Source organism: Priestia sp. 10L35 (genome assembly GCF_056395685.1).
The window spans coordinates 15352-30092 of sequence record NZ_JBFTKA010000018.1 but is presented as its reverse complement, the minus strand read 5'-3'; the positions used below and the strand labels follow the sequence as shown (position 1 = coordinate 30092).

The 14741-nt window shown below is 33.1% G+C and carries 21 protein-coding genes and 5 tRNA genes; 9 read left to right on the top strand and 17 right to left on the bottom strand.

The window, feature by feature from the left end; translation table 11 throughout:
• Positions 1-73: 73 nt before the first annotated feature.
• From AC1DEF_RS27700 to AC1DEF_RS27680, 5 genes are all read left to right on the top strand, one after another.
• A tRNA-Ala gene (locus AC1DEF_RS27700) sits at positions 74-149 on the top strand.
• Positions 150-159: 10 nt separating this feature from the next.
• Positions 160-252, top strand: a tRNA-Ser gene (locus tag AC1DEF_RS27695).
• A gap of 11 nt (positions 253-263) precedes the next feature.
• Positions 264-339, top strand: a tRNA-Asp gene (locus tag AC1DEF_RS27690).
• 14 nt (positions 340-353) lie between these two features.
• Positions 354-427 (top strand) — tRNA-Gly (locus tag AC1DEF_RS27685).
• Between the two features lie 87 nt (positions 428-514).
• A tRNA-Glu gene (locus tag AC1DEF_RS27680) sits at positions 515-586 on the top strand.
• A 538-nt stretch (positions 587-1124) separates the two neighbouring features.
• Here the strand turns inward: AC1DEF_RS27680 and AC1DEF_RS27675 are convergent.
• From AC1DEF_RS27675 to AC1DEF_RS27645, 7 genes are all read right to left on the bottom strand, one after another.
• Positions 1125-1454 carry a hypothetical protein gene (locus tag AC1DEF_RS27675; protein ID WP_477727682.1) on the bottom strand — a complete coding sequence of 110 codons (330 nt, stop codon included), beginning with the start codon at positions 1452-1454 and terminating at the stop codon, positions 1125-1127.
• A gap of 95 nt (positions 1455-1549) precedes the next feature.
• Complete coding sequence (locus tag AC1DEF_RS27670; RefSeq protein WP_477727681.1) at positions 1550-1822, bottom strand: hypothetical protein; 273 nt, start codon at positions 1820-1822, stop codon at positions 1550-1552.
• Positions 1823-1891: 69 nt separating this feature from the next.
• The gene (locus AC1DEF_RS27665; protein WP_477727680.1) at positions 1892-2314 is read right to left on the bottom strand and encodes a hypothetical protein; all 423 of its coding nucleotides are present in this window, start codon (positions 2312-2314) and stop codon (positions 1892-1894) included.
• On the bottom strand, positions 2314-2571 hold the full coding sequence (locus AC1DEF_RS27660; protein ID WP_477727679.1) for a hypothetical protein: 258 nt from the start codon (positions 2569-2571) through the stop codon (positions 2314-2316). Before AC1DEF_RS27660 ends, AC1DEF_RS27665 begins: the two co-directional genes overlap by 1 nt.
• Positions 2572-3080: 509 nt before the next feature.
• Positions 3081-3233 carry a hypothetical protein gene (locus tag AC1DEF_RS27655; protein ID WP_477727678.1) on the bottom strand — a complete coding sequence of 51 codons (153 nt, stop codon included), beginning with the start codon at positions 3231-3233 and terminating at the stop codon, positions 3081-3083.
• Positions 3234-3347: 114 nt separating this feature from the next.
• On the bottom strand, positions 3348-3536 hold the full coding sequence (locus AC1DEF_RS27650; protein WP_477727677.1) for a hypothetical protein: 189 nt from the start codon (positions 3534-3536) through the stop codon (positions 3348-3350).
• Positions 3537-3862: 326 nt separating this feature from the next.
• Positions 3863-3982 carry a YjcZ family sporulation protein gene (locus AC1DEF_RS27645; protein ID WP_477727676.1) on the bottom strand — a complete coding sequence of 40 codons (120 nt, stop codon included), beginning with the start codon at positions 3980-3982 and terminating at the stop codon, positions 3863-3865.
• Positions 3983-4261: 279 nt separating this feature from the next.
• On the opposite strand from AC1DEF_RS27645, the gene AC1DEF_RS27640 reads away from it, so the two are divergent.
• A complete protein-coding gene (locus AC1DEF_RS27640) occupies positions 4262-4444 on the top strand; it encodes a hypothetical protein (protein ID WP_477727675.1) in 183 nt (60 codons plus the stop codon).
• A 184-nt stretch (positions 4445-4628) separates the two neighbouring features.
• Here AC1DEF_RS27640 and yjcZ read toward each other — a convergent pair whose 3' ends face one another.
• The 3 genes from yjcZ to AC1DEF_RS27625 form a co-directional block, all read right to left on the bottom strand.
• Positions 4629-4787, bottom strand: a complete 159-nt coding sequence (gene yjcZ / locus AC1DEF_RS27635; RefSeq protein ID WP_080781597.1) for a sporulation protein YjcZ — start codon at positions 4785-4787, stop codon at positions 4629-4631.
• A 626-nt stretch (positions 4788-5413) separates the two neighbouring features.
• The gene (locus AC1DEF_RS27630; protein WP_477727674.1) at positions 5414-6394 is read right to left on the bottom strand and encodes a phosphatidylglycerol lysyltransferase domain-containing protein; all 981 of its coding nucleotides are present in this window, start codon (positions 6392-6394) and stop codon (positions 5414-5416) included.
• Positions 6395-6669: 275 nt separating this feature from the next.
• On the bottom strand, positions 6670-6813 hold the full coding sequence (locus AC1DEF_RS27625; RefSeq protein WP_221785210.1) for a hypothetical protein: 144 nt from the start codon (positions 6811-6813) through the stop codon (positions 6670-6672).
• A 423-nt stretch (positions 6814-7236) separates the two neighbouring features.
• On the opposite strand from AC1DEF_RS27625, the gene AC1DEF_RS27620 reads away from it, so the two are divergent.
• Positions 7237-7485 (top strand): hypothetical protein, encoded by a 249-nt coding sequence (locus AC1DEF_RS27620; RefSeq protein ID WP_328261355.1) that lies wholly within the window; start codon positions 7237-7239, stop codon positions 7483-7485.
• Positions 7486-7787: 302 nt separating this feature from the next.
• On the opposite strand, the gene AC1DEF_RS27615 is transcribed toward AC1DEF_RS27620, so the two are convergent.
• The 3 genes from AC1DEF_RS27615 to AC1DEF_RS27605 form a co-directional block, all read right to left on the bottom strand.
• On the bottom strand, positions 7788-8447 hold the full coding sequence (locus AC1DEF_RS27615; RefSeq protein WP_477727673.1) for a CAP domain-containing protein: 660 nt from the start codon (positions 8445-8447) through the stop codon (positions 7788-7790).
• Positions 8448-8957: 510 nt separating this feature from the next.
• Positions 8958-9449, bottom strand: a complete 492-nt coding sequence (locus AC1DEF_RS27610; RefSeq protein WP_192101416.1) for a hypothetical protein — start codon at positions 9447-9449, stop codon at positions 8958-8960.
• 375 nt (positions 9450-9824) lie between these two features.
• The gene (locus tag AC1DEF_RS27605) at positions 9825-10070 is read right to left on the bottom strand and encodes a hypothetical protein (protein WP_477727672.1); all 246 of its coding nucleotides are present in this window, start codon (positions 10068-10070) and stop codon (positions 9825-9827) included.
• 314 nt (positions 10071-10384) lie between these two features.
• Here AC1DEF_RS27605 and AC1DEF_RS27600 point away from each other — a divergent pair, with 314 nt between their 5' ends.
• On the top strand, positions 10385-10699 hold the full coding sequence (locus tag AC1DEF_RS27600; protein ID WP_477727671.1) for a hypothetical protein: 315 nt from the start codon (positions 10385-10387) through the stop codon (positions 10697-10699).
• 210 nt (positions 10700-10909) lie between these two features.
• Here the strand turns inward: AC1DEF_RS27600 and AC1DEF_RS27595 are convergent, their stop codons facing one another.
• The 4 genes from AC1DEF_RS27595 to AC1DEF_RS27580 form a co-directional block, all read right to left on the bottom strand.
• Positions 10910-11347 carry a YlbF/YmcA family competence regulator gene (locus tag AC1DEF_RS27595; RefSeq protein ID WP_477727670.1) on the bottom strand — a complete coding sequence of 146 codons (438 nt, stop codon included), beginning with the start codon at positions 11345-11347 and terminating at the stop codon, positions 10910-10912.
• A gap of 327 nt (positions 11348-11674) precedes the next feature.
• A complete protein-coding gene (locus tag AC1DEF_RS27590) occupies positions 11675-11989 on the bottom strand; it encodes a DUF1048 domain-containing protein (RefSeq protein WP_427091847.1) in 315 nt (104 codons plus the stop codon).
• The gene (locus AC1DEF_RS27585; RefSeq protein ID WP_328257547.1) at positions 11982-12311 is read right to left on the bottom strand and encodes a PadR family transcriptional regulator; all 330 of its coding nucleotides are present in this window, start codon (positions 12309-12311) and stop codon (positions 11982-11984) included. Before AC1DEF_RS27585 ends, AC1DEF_RS27590 begins: the two co-directional genes overlap by 8 nt.
• Before the next feature lie 347 nt (positions 12312-12658).
• The gene (locus AC1DEF_RS27580) at positions 12659-12841 is read right to left on the bottom strand and encodes a hypothetical protein (protein ID WP_057237971.1); all 183 of its coding nucleotides are present in this window, start codon (positions 12839-12841) and stop codon (positions 12659-12661) included.
• Positions 12842-13692: 851 nt separating this feature from the next.
• Between AC1DEF_RS27580 and AC1DEF_RS27575 the strand changes: the two genes are divergently transcribed.
• A complete protein-coding gene (locus AC1DEF_RS27575; RefSeq protein ID WP_477727669.1) occupies positions 13693-14373 on the top strand; it encodes a hypothetical protein in 681 nt (226 codons plus the stop codon).
• Positions 14374-14741 lie beyond the last annotated feature (368 nt).

Here is a 14741-nt window from a genome sequence, read left to right as displayed (position 1 = left end):
GCTCAGCTTGGTAGAGCACTTGGTTTGGGACCAAGGGGTCGCAGGTTCGAATCCTGTCTTCCCGACCATTTATGGGGCCTTAGCTCAGCTGGGAGAGCGCCTGCCTTGCACGCAGGAGGTCAGCGGTTCGATCCCGCTAGGCTCCACCATACAATATACGGAGGAATACCCAAGTCCGGCTGAAGGGATCGGTCTTGAAAACCGACAGGGGTGTCAAAGCCCGCGGGGGTTCGAATCCCTCTTCCTCCTCCATTTTATATTTGGGTCCCGTGGTGTAGCGGTTAACATGCCTGCCTGTCACGCAGGAGATCGCGGGTTCGATTCCCGTCGGGACCGCCATTTTAAGAAAACGTGCGGGTGTAGTTTAATGGTAAAACCTCAGCCTTCCAAGCTGATGTCGTGAGTTCGATTCTCATCACCCGCTCCAAATGAAGGGCCTATAGCTCAGCTGGTTAGAGCGCACGCCTGATAAGCGTGAGGTCGGTGGTTCGAGTCCTACCTGTGGAGCCATACTGGCCCGTTGGTCAAGCGGTTAAGACACCGCCCTTTCACGGCGGTAACACGGGTTCGAATCCCGTACGGGTCATCTTAAAAGCAGTTTGCATTTGCAAACTGCTTTTTATTTAGTTTAGATAGTTTTGGTAGATACTACTTTTAATATGCTTTAACATATATAAGTAGGATTTTTATACATGTATTTTGCTAAGACGCTTGCAGAGAAGGCTGAGAAATCAAGGATGTACAAAAAGTTGTATATCTGTGATTACATTCCATTTGTATGTAACCCCACTGCGCCAAAAGGGGTTCTTTTTGTGTTGTGTTCTGGAAGATTGATTATGCTAACTAAACATGTATACGATATCCACTTTAAAAACAGAAAAACTCCTTATTTACGTAGGAAGTTCTTCTTGTATGTACATTGATATTCATTTTATTTGGTGCTTTGAAGCACCTTAGTAGTTTGCTCGAGAATAATAATTTTATGAGGATTTATATATATCGCTTAAGATCTTACGTTATTATCTTCTAAACCTGATTCAGCACGAGCCATAATCCCTTTATCTACTAAACTTGTAACTAACGGGCTAATTTTATTCTTTCCTCTTCCTAAAGCCTTAGCCAAATCAGATTGATTTAAAGGAATTGGGTCTTTTTTCTTCTATACAATTTGATGAAAAACCTAAAAATTCTGAAATACCTACTAAAAAACCTTCCTCAGCCAAGGTTAAATAGCCTTCTTTTCTTAAATAGCTAAAATTATGCTGGATAATTTGAACAAAAGGAATGTTATTCTTGATTTTACGATCAGGCACAAGCTTCATTCCTTTAGTATTAGCTTGCAATTCGTTGGCAAATTCCATTTCTTCATAACTAAGTATTTTTCCATTTTGAATATCCTTGGGTCGAGCTTTTTTATACTCTTTTCGTAGCTTTTTAGCCAATTTTCCTAACAATTTGTCATCTACTCGTTGAGGCTTATACCGCATCCTATCTATTAAGATGCCTTCTATTACTCTCATACGCTTTGTATAAAGTCCGTTTGATCTTCTCAATAGTTTAAGATTACTTCGTCAATTTGAGGGCTCTTAGCAGCCTTTTTAAGCGTTAGCTTTAAATCATACGCCTTTGCCCGTTCTTTACGTACCAAACGCAGCAAAACTAACAAATCATACGTATGAAAGCATGCAAGTTCATTAAAAGACTTCTGAACGTCCTCTAAGAACACAAATTCTTTAAGTTTGGGTCTTTTTATATTTAAATTAGCCCCACAAAAAGAGCAGCTATCTTCTAATCCTTCTGTCCCACAATAACTACATATCAAGCTATATACACCTCGTTTACTAAAAGAAAAAGTAGGCTTAAGCCTACCTAGCTAGCCTTAAAGGCTATTTTAGCTTTTAGCGTTTTCCTTATCTATCCGTTTTTGTCGTTGATTAACAATACGTTCACCTACAACTTTTTTGGCAAGTTTAGTTTCTTCTAACTCTTGAAGATCCGTTGTCATAATCCCCTTATAGCCATGGTGAAAATACAATCCATTCATGAATTCGATAAGAATTTGTGTGTTTTTATCGGCACTGTTTGTTCCTAATCGAATTTTTTTAAGTTCATTTTTTAATACACCATGAAGATTTTCACTAACAGTTTCCGTAATATAGTCTAACGACCATTCTTTCTTTTTTTCTTCCCGATACTTTTTACAGATATCCATAATCGCTTCTCCTGGGAAACGAAGTTTATGTTCAGCCATATAATCTTGGATATATTGATCCGTTTCTTTATCAAGTGTAATCATACGTCGTTGTGTTTCCATTACTCCTCCACATCTCCCATCAGTTCATAGATAATATCGTTCATCTTTTCAATTGATATCGCACATTGTTTCATGATTTCGATGTTCTGATCAATGATTGCTTCTAATCTTTTTTCTCTTACTACTTGCTCATCAAAAAAAGCTAATACTTCGAATTGTTCTTTCAAGAATTGTTGACGAGACATTCCATTTTCTTTCGCTAGTGCATCAACTTTTTGCATAGCAACCGGATCAATATTTCGTAAAAAGATATCCATGAAATCATTCCTTTTCTATCAAATTGCAAAATTTCCAGTACGAGTAGAGAAGAGCATAAGGGGTTTTTGATATCATTTGGCTATGATATGCTGGGCAAAGCCCAGCAAAACAACGTTTTCACCCTCAAAAAAGTGACCCCACGAAAACTTCCAGTCTGTCGACCTGCTGTTGACCTAAAGAGTAAAAAAAACACCTAATGTTGACCTAGTGTCGACATCAATTTTGACACTTTTTTGCAAATGTTGAACTACTGTCCACTCACCGTCCCCTCAACTTTTATGAATTATTAACGAGTTTTTGAAAGATTTTTTGATGATAATTCGTGAGGTTTTGAGAAGAAGTCTGGGTGGTTTTTTTATAAAAATCAATCGCTTCTTTCATCGAAGAAACGTTTAATTTTTGTAGAATGCTGCGCCTCTAATTCTTAATTGTGCTCTCTTCTCTGAACAAAATATCTTGCATCTTCGTAATAGAATGGTCATCAAGTGTGAGAGCAAAAACGTCTTGTTCAGATGTCGTAAGTTGTTTCAAAAAAAAGTTTTTCTTTAAGCATCTGACATTTTTCTTCCACACGTTTAAGACGATTTACTTCTTGTACTAAATCAAAAGCCATACTCAAAATATTTTCGATACCCATTAACAATTTTTCGGTTTGATCCATCTTAAGACCCTCCTGTTTTTTGAGGATAACCCATGTTATAATAAAAGTCCTTACGAGTTCTACATGGGGTGCTTTCCTTGCTGGGAAAGTGCCCTTTTATTTTGTTTTTTTCTTCTACCTTTTTGAATCTTTCAAGAGTTCTTTTTCTAAAATTTGAACAAGAAAATCTTTTTTGCTTAAACCTTCTTCAATGCATCTCTTGGCAAATTCCTTAAACAGTTCTTCTGGGATATCAGCATTTAAACGCTTAAATCCAGGTTGCGTTTTAGGCATAAATTTTATCGCCCCTTTTTGAGTGCGCACTCAAAAAGGGGCGATAAAATTTTAAAGGATATAATTACCATAGTCAACAATATTTTTTAAAATTGACTAGGGTTATGTAAATAAATTACCTCCAAATCTTTTGATATGAACGGCAAAAAACTCCTGATTTCAACTACAATCAGGAGTTTTTCTAATTAGTCGAGAATACATCAAAAAAACAAAGGTTGCTTTTAGAATAAAATGGCGGGGTACGCTAAGCTCATCATATGCATTCACAATATTTTAGGAACTTGCCTATCATTAAAAGGATTTAAAATAAATGGGTCTATGTAAAAAGCCTTTCAAATGAAAGGCTTTTTATTGAATTAGCAGAAGCCTCCGTAGCCGCCACCAAAACAACTACATCCAATAATGACAAGAAGAATAAATAAGACAATTAGAAGGGCAAAACCTCCACCAAGTCCACATCCACCATAACTAGACATACTATCGCTCCTTTTTAAAAAATTTGAGTAAAGGAGTAGGGATATAATTTATATGGGCTAACGTATTATATGTATCCGTAAGCATTTATGAGCATGTTTAATTCTCAAATAAAAATCACTTGTATTAAACCCGACCGTAATAGTTTTTAAAATTGTAGTTTTTATTTTAAAAAACTATTACTTTTTACTTATTTTTCATAAAACAGGGACACTAACCCAAGAAGTAAACTAGGTAAATGCATATTCTTGATTTGATAAGAAAAAATGGAGGTTTCGCTCATGAATTCAGAAATACACTTTTTACCCAGTTTATATTCTCAAGAAAATCAGCTAAACCATGCAGATGAACGGTTTATTGGAAGACCTGGTTTTGGTTTTGGTGGTCCCTTTGTAGGAGGGTTAGCTGGTGGTTTATTAGCCGGTTCTTTACTTTCTCCATATGGCTATGGAGGTTGCTGTTAAGCGCCTTTGAAATGAAAGTAGAATGTTTAAAATTGAGATTTGTCATGTGTTATGTAAAATAAGAATTTAATGTTTAATATCTATCAAACTAACATACAAAAATTCTATTAGAAATAAAATCCGATGGAATTCATTATTTCATCGGATTAATGGTAAAAAGATCCTTATAAACTTCATCTACTTATTAATAACTACTTTTAAAGCAAGTACAACCAACAATAACTAATAATATAAACAGAACAACAATAATAGCAAAACTACCACCTGAGTTACCACCGTAACCACCATAGCCATAGCCGCCTCCAAAACCGCAGCCACCTCCGTAACCACCGAAAAAGCCCATATCTTCACCACCCTGCACGTTATATTTTTATAATATGTACAAGTAATAAAAATGTTCGCCTAAAATATACAAGCTCCAATTAATCATTAATATACGGACAATCGTACAAGCCTTTTAAGAAGTTTTACATAAAATGAAGTATCCTTGTACAAGGAAAAGGTGCCTAACCCCCTGAACCTGTTATTACCACCACCAAAATAACAGGTTTAGTACATAATAAAAAAAGCTATGTATAGAACAGCCCCCACTCCCGGCTTTTTAAAATATATTATATACACCTTTATTTTGTATAAAAGAATTCACACTCTTTCAGAACTCCTGTTTTTTTGCAAATCATATAATAAGAAAACTACTCTTAAACCTAAAAGTATGCGTCAATTTAGATTTAGGTAACTTGCCTATTATGAATATTCTTTTATCAGTTGAGCAAACTATTCAAGACGCCGTGAAAGGGTCATTTACGATTTTGACTCAAGGAATAGAAGACCATCTCTTTAAACTGGGGAGAGATGGTCTTTTTCTGTTTTTTAGATATATATCTTATATATGTTTAGTTACCATAATGGATTTTAATTATCTTTTGTTTTGTAATAACTTTAACAACAGGCTAAAAAATATAATAAATTTTATTTAAGATATAGAGAATGGAGTGTTAAATTTAGTACAGGCCTGAATTTTTCTTTTACAAATATTAGACCCTCTTGTCCATCGTCAGTACCGTCATTCAATAATTCGATGTTAGGATTTAGATTATGAATTTCTTCTGCAAGTTTTACTACTAATGCTTGTGTTATCCCTCTTCCATTATTTGTTGTTTTTCTAAGACTTGCCCATGACTGCCCGTTTGGAAGTTCTCCTCCAGCAATCATTCCTATGATCTGTCCGTCAATTTCAGCAACAAGAATAATCTGGTTAAGTTGAGTGTAATACTTCAAGATTTGACGATACTCTATTTTATCGCTAATATAAAAATATTTTTCATCTGCAGTTTTGAACCAATGAGTATATAGATTGATTAAATTATCATAATCGCTGGGTGTATAATACCTTATAATCAAACCAGGATTTTTCCTATAGAAATTATTAATTGATTCTCTCACATAGGCAAAATCTTTCCCAGACAAAGAAATAAGCTTCTTAATGCTATAATGCCGTTCCATTACGTTACGTCCTCTGGTTTTATGGTATGAAAACTTAAAGTATTTATCAAATAAATTCGATTCTTGTAAAAATTCCAATTGTGCCTCGTTAAGAATAGAGACCTTTGTATGTGAATTAGATTTATTATTCCATGTATAACAGAACATTAGACATTTGTATAATACGTTTACAACGTGATCGGGGCTTCCTTCACCAAAAGGAACACATTGTAAGTGGATTTGATTTTTACTTTTTGAAAACCGAAATGTTACAAGCATGTTGTCTATGATAGTCCATAATATTGTTAGATAAGAAGAAGAAGCGTATAAATATGGGAACGATGTGGACCATTCATTAACAGGTATTTTTGATTTCTTTATATAATTAGAGTAAATATGAATATCATCTATACATAACTCTTTAAACTTCCACCCAGTAGCTGCTTCTAATTGTTGGGTTATATTCACTTTCTCCCTCATCCTTTTTATCATTTATTTAATATATTATGTAGTATCAAACATCGGATAATTTTTTTAAATATAATCTATTATATTTAAATGGACTGATTTTGCTGGTATGCTTGTCTATTCCTGTTTAATAAAAGTTTGGGATGCATAAGGAATCAACCATAAAAAAGACATTGGGTAAGCTTCAACCAACGTCTTTTTATATCTGGTTAGTTACTGTTATTAAATAATAGAGAAAATTATCTAGGTTAGGTTAATTCTTGAAAAATCTAGAATTAAGAACAACAACAGCAACAACAACATCCTCTGTCATGATCTTTTTTATCATCTTTTTTATTATCTTTTTTAATAATTACTTTGTCTGTCTTAATAATCACTTTATCAACATGAATAACTTTTTTTCTTTTACCATAGGACATTTAAATCACCTCCTACATAAAAGAGATACTACATAATATGAAAAAAAATAAAATTGGTACAAGCTAAACGTCTACTTAGGGGGCATTTCTATAAAAATGATCAAATAATCTAGTTTTAGTCTTTTAATCAATAGCCTCTTACCTCTATTAACTAAAAATTTTCTTTGCAATCTCCAAGCTTGTCCAAACCCTTTTTATTATCTTGCATACTATAGAAGTGAGCGTACCCCTGCTCTTTTAATAGATCCTGAGTTCCTATATTGCTATTATCTTAAAGGAAAAACTACTGCCTGGTGATAAACAGTGGTTTTTTCTTTTTGAATCATTTCTAATTTTCATAGAAGAAGCAAAAATCGTCCAAGCTTTTTCTATAAAATTACATACCATAATTATATATCTTGTCTTACGAAGGGAAGTGATGATATGTCTTCGGAACATCATTTTCGTGGAAATTGCTATCGCCATTGCAATGTAATATTTGTGACATTCAATCAAACAACTGGCAGAGTGGTACTTATTAGTCCTTCTATAGGCACAATTCCTCCAGCTTGTGCAAATGACACATCTATTCAAGATCTTACCGTGTGCTTATTGAAAGACGGCTATACAATCCAAGCATTCTATCAGGAAACCTTTATCTTCTCAAAATGTAAAAGCTATGATACAAAATAGAAAATAAAATAAGAAATGAATAAAACTCTATAACCTGAGCAAACTATCCAAGATGGATGAATCATCGCTCTGTATAAAATCACTTGTAAACAAAAAAACCTACTGAACAGGAGCAGTAGGTTTTTTCTGTTTTTTAAGCTGTATAAGATATGCATCTTTAGTTACCATAATCACCATTATAGGTACCTTTTATTTTCAAGTTTAGAACAACTGTCATCCAATCAAAATCTAATTAAAACTCTAACTTAATTGCTATGCATACAAAAAAACTAGGCTCCTCTTTTGAGCCTAGTTTTTCTTTATTACTTACCAATAAATTGTTGTGTCCAATAGCTACCATCTTGTACGTAACCTACTCCAATATGAGTAAAGTTTTTGTTTAAGATATTTGCTTTATGACCTGGACTATTCATCCATGCATTCATTACTTCAGCAGGTGTTTTCTGACCGTAAGCAATATTTTCACCAGCTATCTTATAAGTGATACCGAATTGTTTCATCATATCAAATGGTGAACCATAAGTTGGGGATGTGTGATCGAAATACTTCTTATCGTGCATATCCTGGGATTTAAGACGAGCCGTTTTAGCTAGCTGATTATCAACCTTTAAAGCTGGTAAACCAACTTTTGTACGTTCTTGATTGACTAATGTAACAACTTCTTGTTCATAAGCGCTTAGTTGTGAACTTGAAGCTGTTGGTTTAGTAACCGAGGTTTCAGGTTTTAAACGAATAATTGACCCTACTTGCATGTTGTAAGGATCAACTGATGGATTTAATTCCATCAGTTTTTTGTAATCTAAACCGTAACGTATAGCAATAAAGAAAAAGCTATCCCCTTTATCTACTTTGTATGCTTCAAAAGGTGGTTCTTTATACATGCTCATTGCACTTGCATTTGTTGATGAAACTCCCCCAATAATAGATAAAGCTAGTGCAGATACTATTAGTTGTTTTTTCACAATTCTCTCTCCCAATGCTTATTTATGTATGTATAGTACTTCCGTTAATAACCATAATCATAGGAGATTGAAAAATCTAGGAGTAAATAATTCCAAGAAGATAGTAAGCTAATAACTTACTAATTTTTAGTTTTTAAAGTAGTTTCTTTATTTTAAAGATGTATCATGACTAGGAAAGAGAGTAAACTGCAGGTATACCATGTATAATATGTAGTTTAAGAATGGCTTGTACTAAATAAATACCCTATTTTTTATATTAACGAATAAAATTATGCCTCTCGAGCAAACTACTCAAGATGCCGTGAGGCATCAGCCAACAACTACAGCTAAAAAACAGAAAAAAGCTACCTTTGTTGCGACAGGTAGTTTTTTTCTGTTTTTTAAACTATATATTATATACAAGGTCAGTTAATATAATCACCATTATCAGAACAAAACTGAACCCAATAAGCTCGGTATTGATTAGATTCTAGACCAAAAGCATAGCCAACTCCAGTATCTATATTCACTTCAATACATAATAAAATTTCCATAATCAACGACAGTAATTTTACCTTTCTTGGATAACCTTATATTACTATTACCCATATCCTTAGGCTTGATTCCGGCATCGCTAAATTTGTTTTTTAATGGGATTAATTCTTTATTACTTATTTCAACGGGAACTTCAATGTCCATTTTTTTCATTACGATCCAACCATGTCCAACTTCTTTCACTCGGCAGAGGTGTTTTCGTAAATCAGCTCGACAATGGTTATATATTTTAAATTCCGTTTCATTACATTGAATCCCCTTCTTTGTAAGGGCTACTTTTAATACATATCCATTATTAAAATCAAAGACAATACGGTGGCGACCATTACCAATCTTTGGGTATGTCAACTGTAAGATTATATCAGCTTCGTTAGCCCTTTGACTTTTACTTGTATCCTTATAATGATGCATTTTTGATAGCCATAAATTAATAGATTGTATATCCCAATTAGACAAAAAAACACTCAACCTTAACTCTTCCTCCCTCCCTTTTTTTTCCTAAAATTATAGTTTATGCAATAGAAGAATGCCTTGACAGGGCGTTTGTATAAAGAAACAGAAACTATAAGCTTGATCTTTCCTAAAGAAAAACAACCTACCACAACAAGGAGTTTTTTCTGTTTTTATGTTGTATAGAATATACAAAGTTAGTTAACATAATGGATGTTATCGGCAATTGCTCTGTATAAACAGCAAAGATAAATAAAAAACCACTCTTTATAAGTGGTTTTTTTAACTGAAACCAGGAAAATAGGCAAATATATAAACTTTCTATGTTATTTTACATAGAATAATAAAGTATTCCTCTGATCACTTTGATTTTTCTGCGGAAAGTAAACCCTATTATCCCTGATGGTACGTTTGATGCCATTGTTGCCAACTACTATGAGGATGCTGCTGATGCCATTGTCCCCATGGCACATATGGGTTTTGCTGATGCCATTGCTGCCACGTGCTGTGAGGATAGTGATGGTGCCATTGTTCCCATGGTACGTGCGGGTGCTGATGGTGCCACTGTTGCCAGCTACTATGAGGATGTTGCTGATGCCATTGTTCCCATGGTACATATGAAGAGTGTCCTTGTTGCATTGAATTCACCTTCTCTCTACTAAGCTTTTATAGTTTATGGATATTAAGTTGTAAAGAGCCTATCTCCATCAAATATGGGCTACGCCATTAAGAACTAAAAGCCATTGGGATTTTTAATCCCAATGGCTTTTAAAATTGGATATTGAACAAATAGTTTTTTTAACTAAAAAATAACTCTAATGTTTTCAAAAATAGGCTTTTCTCTTTTATTACTTTTTACTTATTTTTCGTTAAATAAAGGCATTTACCCAAGAGAGAATCTAGGTTAATGCATATTCTTGATTTGATAAGAAAACAAAACGGAGGTTTTTCTCATGAATTTAGATGAAAGATTTATTGGTAGGCCTGGTTTCGGATTTGGTAGACCCGGATTTGGCTTTGGCGGGCCTGGTTTCGGATTCGGTAGACCCGGATTTGGCTTTGGCGGGCCTGGTTTCGGATTCGGTAGACCCGGATTTGGCTTTGGCAGACCTGGTTTCGGATTCGGTGGTCCATTCATAGGTGGATTAGCAGGTGGATTATTAGCTGGTTCTTTATTTTCCGGTGGATATGGTGGGTATGGATATCCTTATGGAGGATATGGTGGTTACGGGTATGGATATCCTTATGGTTACGGTGGTTGTTGTTAATCATTCATAGTTTAAATAAGATAAATATAGTTTTATCAATACTGTTCTTATCTTATGTGAAATAGTCATCGGAAGTCTGGATATATATCCTAATTCCTTTTTTTAAAAATTTCATCAAGGCTAAAGCTCCTTAGATTTAAAAACCTTGAGGAGTTTTACTTTGCTGAATAAAGGATATGTTTCTAATACTTACATACTTTTGTTTTTGAATTATCTTTCTTCAAAGTTACCGTAAAGTTCTTGAATAGGCTTTGTAATAATTTTATTTAATTCCATAATCAATATATTCATCTTTTGTTCAGCTTCTATCAATCGTACAATCATTTCATTTTTCTGAACAACTTCCCCTATTTTTTGGACTTCCTCAATTTCATCCCGCATAATTTTCTGACCTGTCATTTGCTTATTTTGTAATTCGATTTGTAAATTGTGGAACTTATTAAAAAGTTGTTTTGTCTTTGGGTCAGCATTAACTTCCCTATATATACTTTTTAAGCTTTTAAATTCATTGCTTCTACGTAATACCCTTTCAAAGTCATGAGTCATATTATATAAGTTTACATCCAAAGGAAATATCCTCCTAGTATCAAATTTATAGTAGATGAAGCCAATTAAATTATTAATCCCATCGGCTTTATCTGTAAACATGAAAAAATCATTATGATGGTGTATTTAGATAAGGTTTTTATTAAAAAAAGAGCGTTTAAAGAAATTACAATATTAAGATACAATTCATTCTAATTTCACTATATTCACTAACCCATTTTTACGTAAATTGTCTATACGAATAACATTTAACAATTTGAGCAAACTACTCAAGATGTATAAAATCATCATGAGTAACTTCTAATTACGTGACGAAAAAACCTACCTTTTTTGACTGGGAAAAGGTAGGTTTTTTCTGTTTTTACGCTGTATACTCTATACAAATTTAGTTAACATAATCACGATTCTCTGTAGAAATAAAAAGCTAGCTTATTCAATAGAATCTCTTAATTTATTTCTTAATTTGTCAATCCATGTTTCTTCTGGAAATTCGGCTAAGAATGAGTCAGCAAATTCTGCTATATCATTTCCTACTACATCTCGTACATTTAATCCATCACTGGCACTATTCTCGAACATCTCTAAAATATTCTTTAAAAGCTCCAACATGCCTGGACCCTTAGCAAAGTTCCACATATAACTTTCGATTGCTTTCATAGCCTTTTTATATTCTTCAGGTAATTGATTCACTCTTTCTTTATATACACGATATTCTCGTTTTTCTCCAATCATCTTTTTAAACATTTTTTTGCTCCTTTATTTCATTCATTTTTTCTTCTAGGAATGACCAACGCTGCCAAAAATCATTTAATTCTTGTTCTCCCTTAGTATTTAGTGTGTAAAATTTTCTCGCAGGTCCAAGCTCGGATTTTTTCTTCTCAATCTCCACGAGACCTTTTTTCTCTATTCGAACAAGAATGGTATATACAGTTCCTTCCACAATATCATCGAAACCTAATTCATTTAGATATCTAGTTATTTCATATCCATAGGTTTCTCCCTTTTGAATTTTTTGAAGTACTACTCCTTCAAGAACTCCCTTGAGCATTTCAGTTAGATCCTTCATATATCCTCCTTGCAAGCTACTTAGTAATACTCATTACTACTATATAGTATTACTAAGTAGATAATATGTTAAACATTTTTAAAATTTTTTTCAGTTAACTTGAATAAGCAAAATTTCAAACAGGAAATTCCAACCCTAGGGATAAATTTTGATACTTTGAGCAAACTACTCAAGATGGATGAATCATCACTTAGCTAACTCCTAAAAAGAGAAAAACTCCCTTAACGCATTCAGGGAGTTTTTCTCTTTTTAAGTTGTATATGATATACAAAGTTAGTTTACATAATGAAAATTATAGGTAATCGCAAAACAAAATAACCAACCTTTAGCACCTGAAAGATGCTTATTTATCTATAAATTTTGAGAGCCTTCAAATCCTTCAAAATCCTCATACAGGATACTTCAACACTCTGTTCCTTGGTCTCTATTGCCATTTCCCTTAAAGCTTCAACATTTTTCTGAATTCTATTTATAGTATCAACAAAGTATTGATCTTTCTCATCTTGTGTAATGATCCAAGTTTTCTTCAACCTTATCATCCCCTCTCACTTTCTAACTTATTTTGAAAGTTGAGGCCCAAAGACAGAATAAATTTCTCATCCCTACACTTTATGCATAGTTTTTAATATTAAGGACTTAAATTAAGAATTTTTCATTTGAACTTTGAGCAAACTACTCAAGATGTTCTTTAACGTCAGCCAAACATTGATTATCATTCATGAAACAGAAAAAACAACTGAACGTACCCAGTTGTTTTTTCTGTTTTTAAGCTGTATATGGTAGACATGTTTAGTTAACATAAGGTCAATAAAGTATAGAATCTCCTCAATAGGGCAGACTGCTAAAGTTCGTTGGATCATATACAATACCTGTTGTATATAAATAGCTTTATTTCTTGTTGCAGTTGCAGACTTCCTAACAAGTCTGTTTCTTTTTATTTAATAATTATAAAAACGAATAATAAATGACATCTTGAGCAAACTACTCACGAAACTGGTAAGGTTTCAATCCTTTGGATGAATAAATGTAGCAGAAAAACTCCCTTAACGCATTCAGGGAGTTTTTCTGTTTTTAAGCTGTATAAGATATACAAAGTTAGTTAACATAATGTCTCTTAACGGAACAAATCACAAAACAACCCCTTGGCGGCCAAGGAGTTGTTTACTTTAACATTTTCTGATTTATGCAGGGTTTTATACATTATTGATTTAACAACATCCTTCTGACGGCCAAACTAAAATTTAATGCATAAAATATCTATTTTTTATACATTAAATTTCTACTAAATAAAAGGAGATAACCAAGTCCTCTCGAATCTGTTTAGATAAAATTGTATCATATAGAAAGCACAAAGGTAACATATTAGGAACGGAGGCCAATTGTGGATATAAAGCAAGATACAATAAATGCTGAAGAAATGGCCAAGCGATTAATTACAACTTCCAGTAATATTAGAAAATGGTGTATTGAATTAGAAAAGCATGGTTATGAGTTTGTAAAAGATAACAGAAAGAAGCGTTACTATTCTGTTACTGATCAAACTTTATTGTCAAACTTAAAATACGCTATTCAAGAGAAAAAACATCCATTAGAAATAGCTGCAATGACTGTTGTAAAAGGGTTTGATAGGAACCGTTCCTCATCAATCACACAAGAAGAACACTTAAAAAATGAAGAAAATAACCGTGAGCTAACTGTTCACCAAGAACATAATGATCACACAACAGAAATTGTATTAAATACAATGAAAGAACAGTTTGAACAGCAACAGTCCATTAATAATAAATTATTAGAAATGCTAGATCATTATAAAGAAGCTTTGAAAACATCTGAAGAGAAAAGACAAACAGAACAAGAACAGATGAACAAACAATTAAAAGAATTAGAAGAACGTTTGGCCGAAAGAATAAGTAAACAAATTAATAATGGAGATAAAGAAATGATGGACTACATACGTAAATCACAAAAATACAACCAGCAACAGCTATTAGAAATTGCAGCTACAAAAGAAAAAGAAGAAGAGCAACACAAAAGTTTTTTTGCTCGTTTATTTGGTAAATAACAATATCATTATAAAAATTAAGTGTTCCTCAATAAGCACATAAAAGGAACAGTAGTTTTAACAGCAATTTTTTGGCCGCCTTAAGGCGGCCTTTTAGCCTTTGTGGCTATTTTTAAAATATGAAAAAGATATAAAAAGAGTCTTGCAATCTCAATAGCAAATTGCTATTTAATATAAGAGTGAGAGAGACAAGACTTTTAAGATATAAGAAAGCTTTATATATCAAGGGATACAGCGTTTTTCGTAGTTAGCGTTTTCAGGAACTACGAAAATAAATAAAAAAGCCTTATAAAGACTTTTTTAAAACAAACGTATAGGCAAACTTTTTATTACTGGTTTTCTCATTGCTTTTTTAAACATTGTTTTCA

Excerpts from the sequence above, each read along its gene's own strand:
- AC1DEF_RS27665 (WP_477727680.1), bottom strand. The coding sequence starts at position 2,314 with ATGGAAACACAACGACGTATGATTACACTTGATAAAGAAACGGATCAA.
- AC1DEF_RS27660 (WP_477727679.1), bottom strand. The coding sequence starts at position 2,571 with ATGGATATCTTTTTACGAAATATTGATCCGGTTGCTATGCAAAAAGTT.
- AC1DEF_RS27655 (WP_477727678.1), bottom strand. The coding sequence starts at position 3,233 with ATGGATCAAACCGAAAAATTGTTAATGGGTATCGAAAATATTTTGAGT.
- AC1DEF_RS27645 (WP_477727676.1), bottom strand. The coding sequence starts at position 3,982 with ATGTCTAGTTATGGTGGATGTGGACTTGGTGGAGGTTTTGCCCTTCTA.
- AC1DEF_RS27640 (WP_477727675.1), top strand. The coding sequence starts at position 4,262 with ATGAATTCAGAAATACACTTTTTACCCAGTTTATATTCTCAAGAAAAT.
- yjcZ (WP_080781597.1), bottom strand. The coding sequence starts at position 4,787 with ATGGGCTTTTTCGGTGGTTACGGAGGTGGCTGCGGTTTTGGAGGCGGC.
- AC1DEF_RS27625 (WP_221785210.1), bottom strand. The coding sequence starts at position 6,813 with ATGTCCTATGGTAAAAGAAAAAAAGTTATTCATGTTGATAAAGTGATT.
- AC1DEF_RS27620 (WP_328261355.1), top strand. The coding sequence starts at position 7,237 with ATGTCTTCGGAACATCATTTTCGTGGAAATTGCTATCGCCATTGCAAT.
- AC1DEF_RS27605 (WP_477727672.1), bottom strand. The coding sequence starts at position 10,070 with ATGCAACAAGGACACTCTTCATATGTACCATGGGAACAATGGCATCAG.
- AC1DEF_RS27600 (WP_477727671.1), top strand. The coding sequence starts at position 10,385 with ATGAATTTAGATGAAAGATTTATTGGTAGGCCTGGTTTCGGATTTGGT.
- AC1DEF_RS27595 (WP_477727670.1), bottom strand. The coding sequence starts at position 11,347 with ATGTTTACAGATAAAGCCGATGGGATTAATAATTTAATTGGCTTCATC.
- AC1DEF_RS27590 (WP_427091847.1), bottom strand. The coding sequence starts at position 11,989 with ATGTTTAAAAAGATGATTGGAGAAAAACGAGAATATCGTGTATATAAA.
- AC1DEF_RS27585 (WP_328257547.1), bottom strand. The coding sequence starts at position 12,311 with ATGAAGGATCTAACTGAAATGCTCAAGGGAGTTCTTGAAGGAGTAGTA.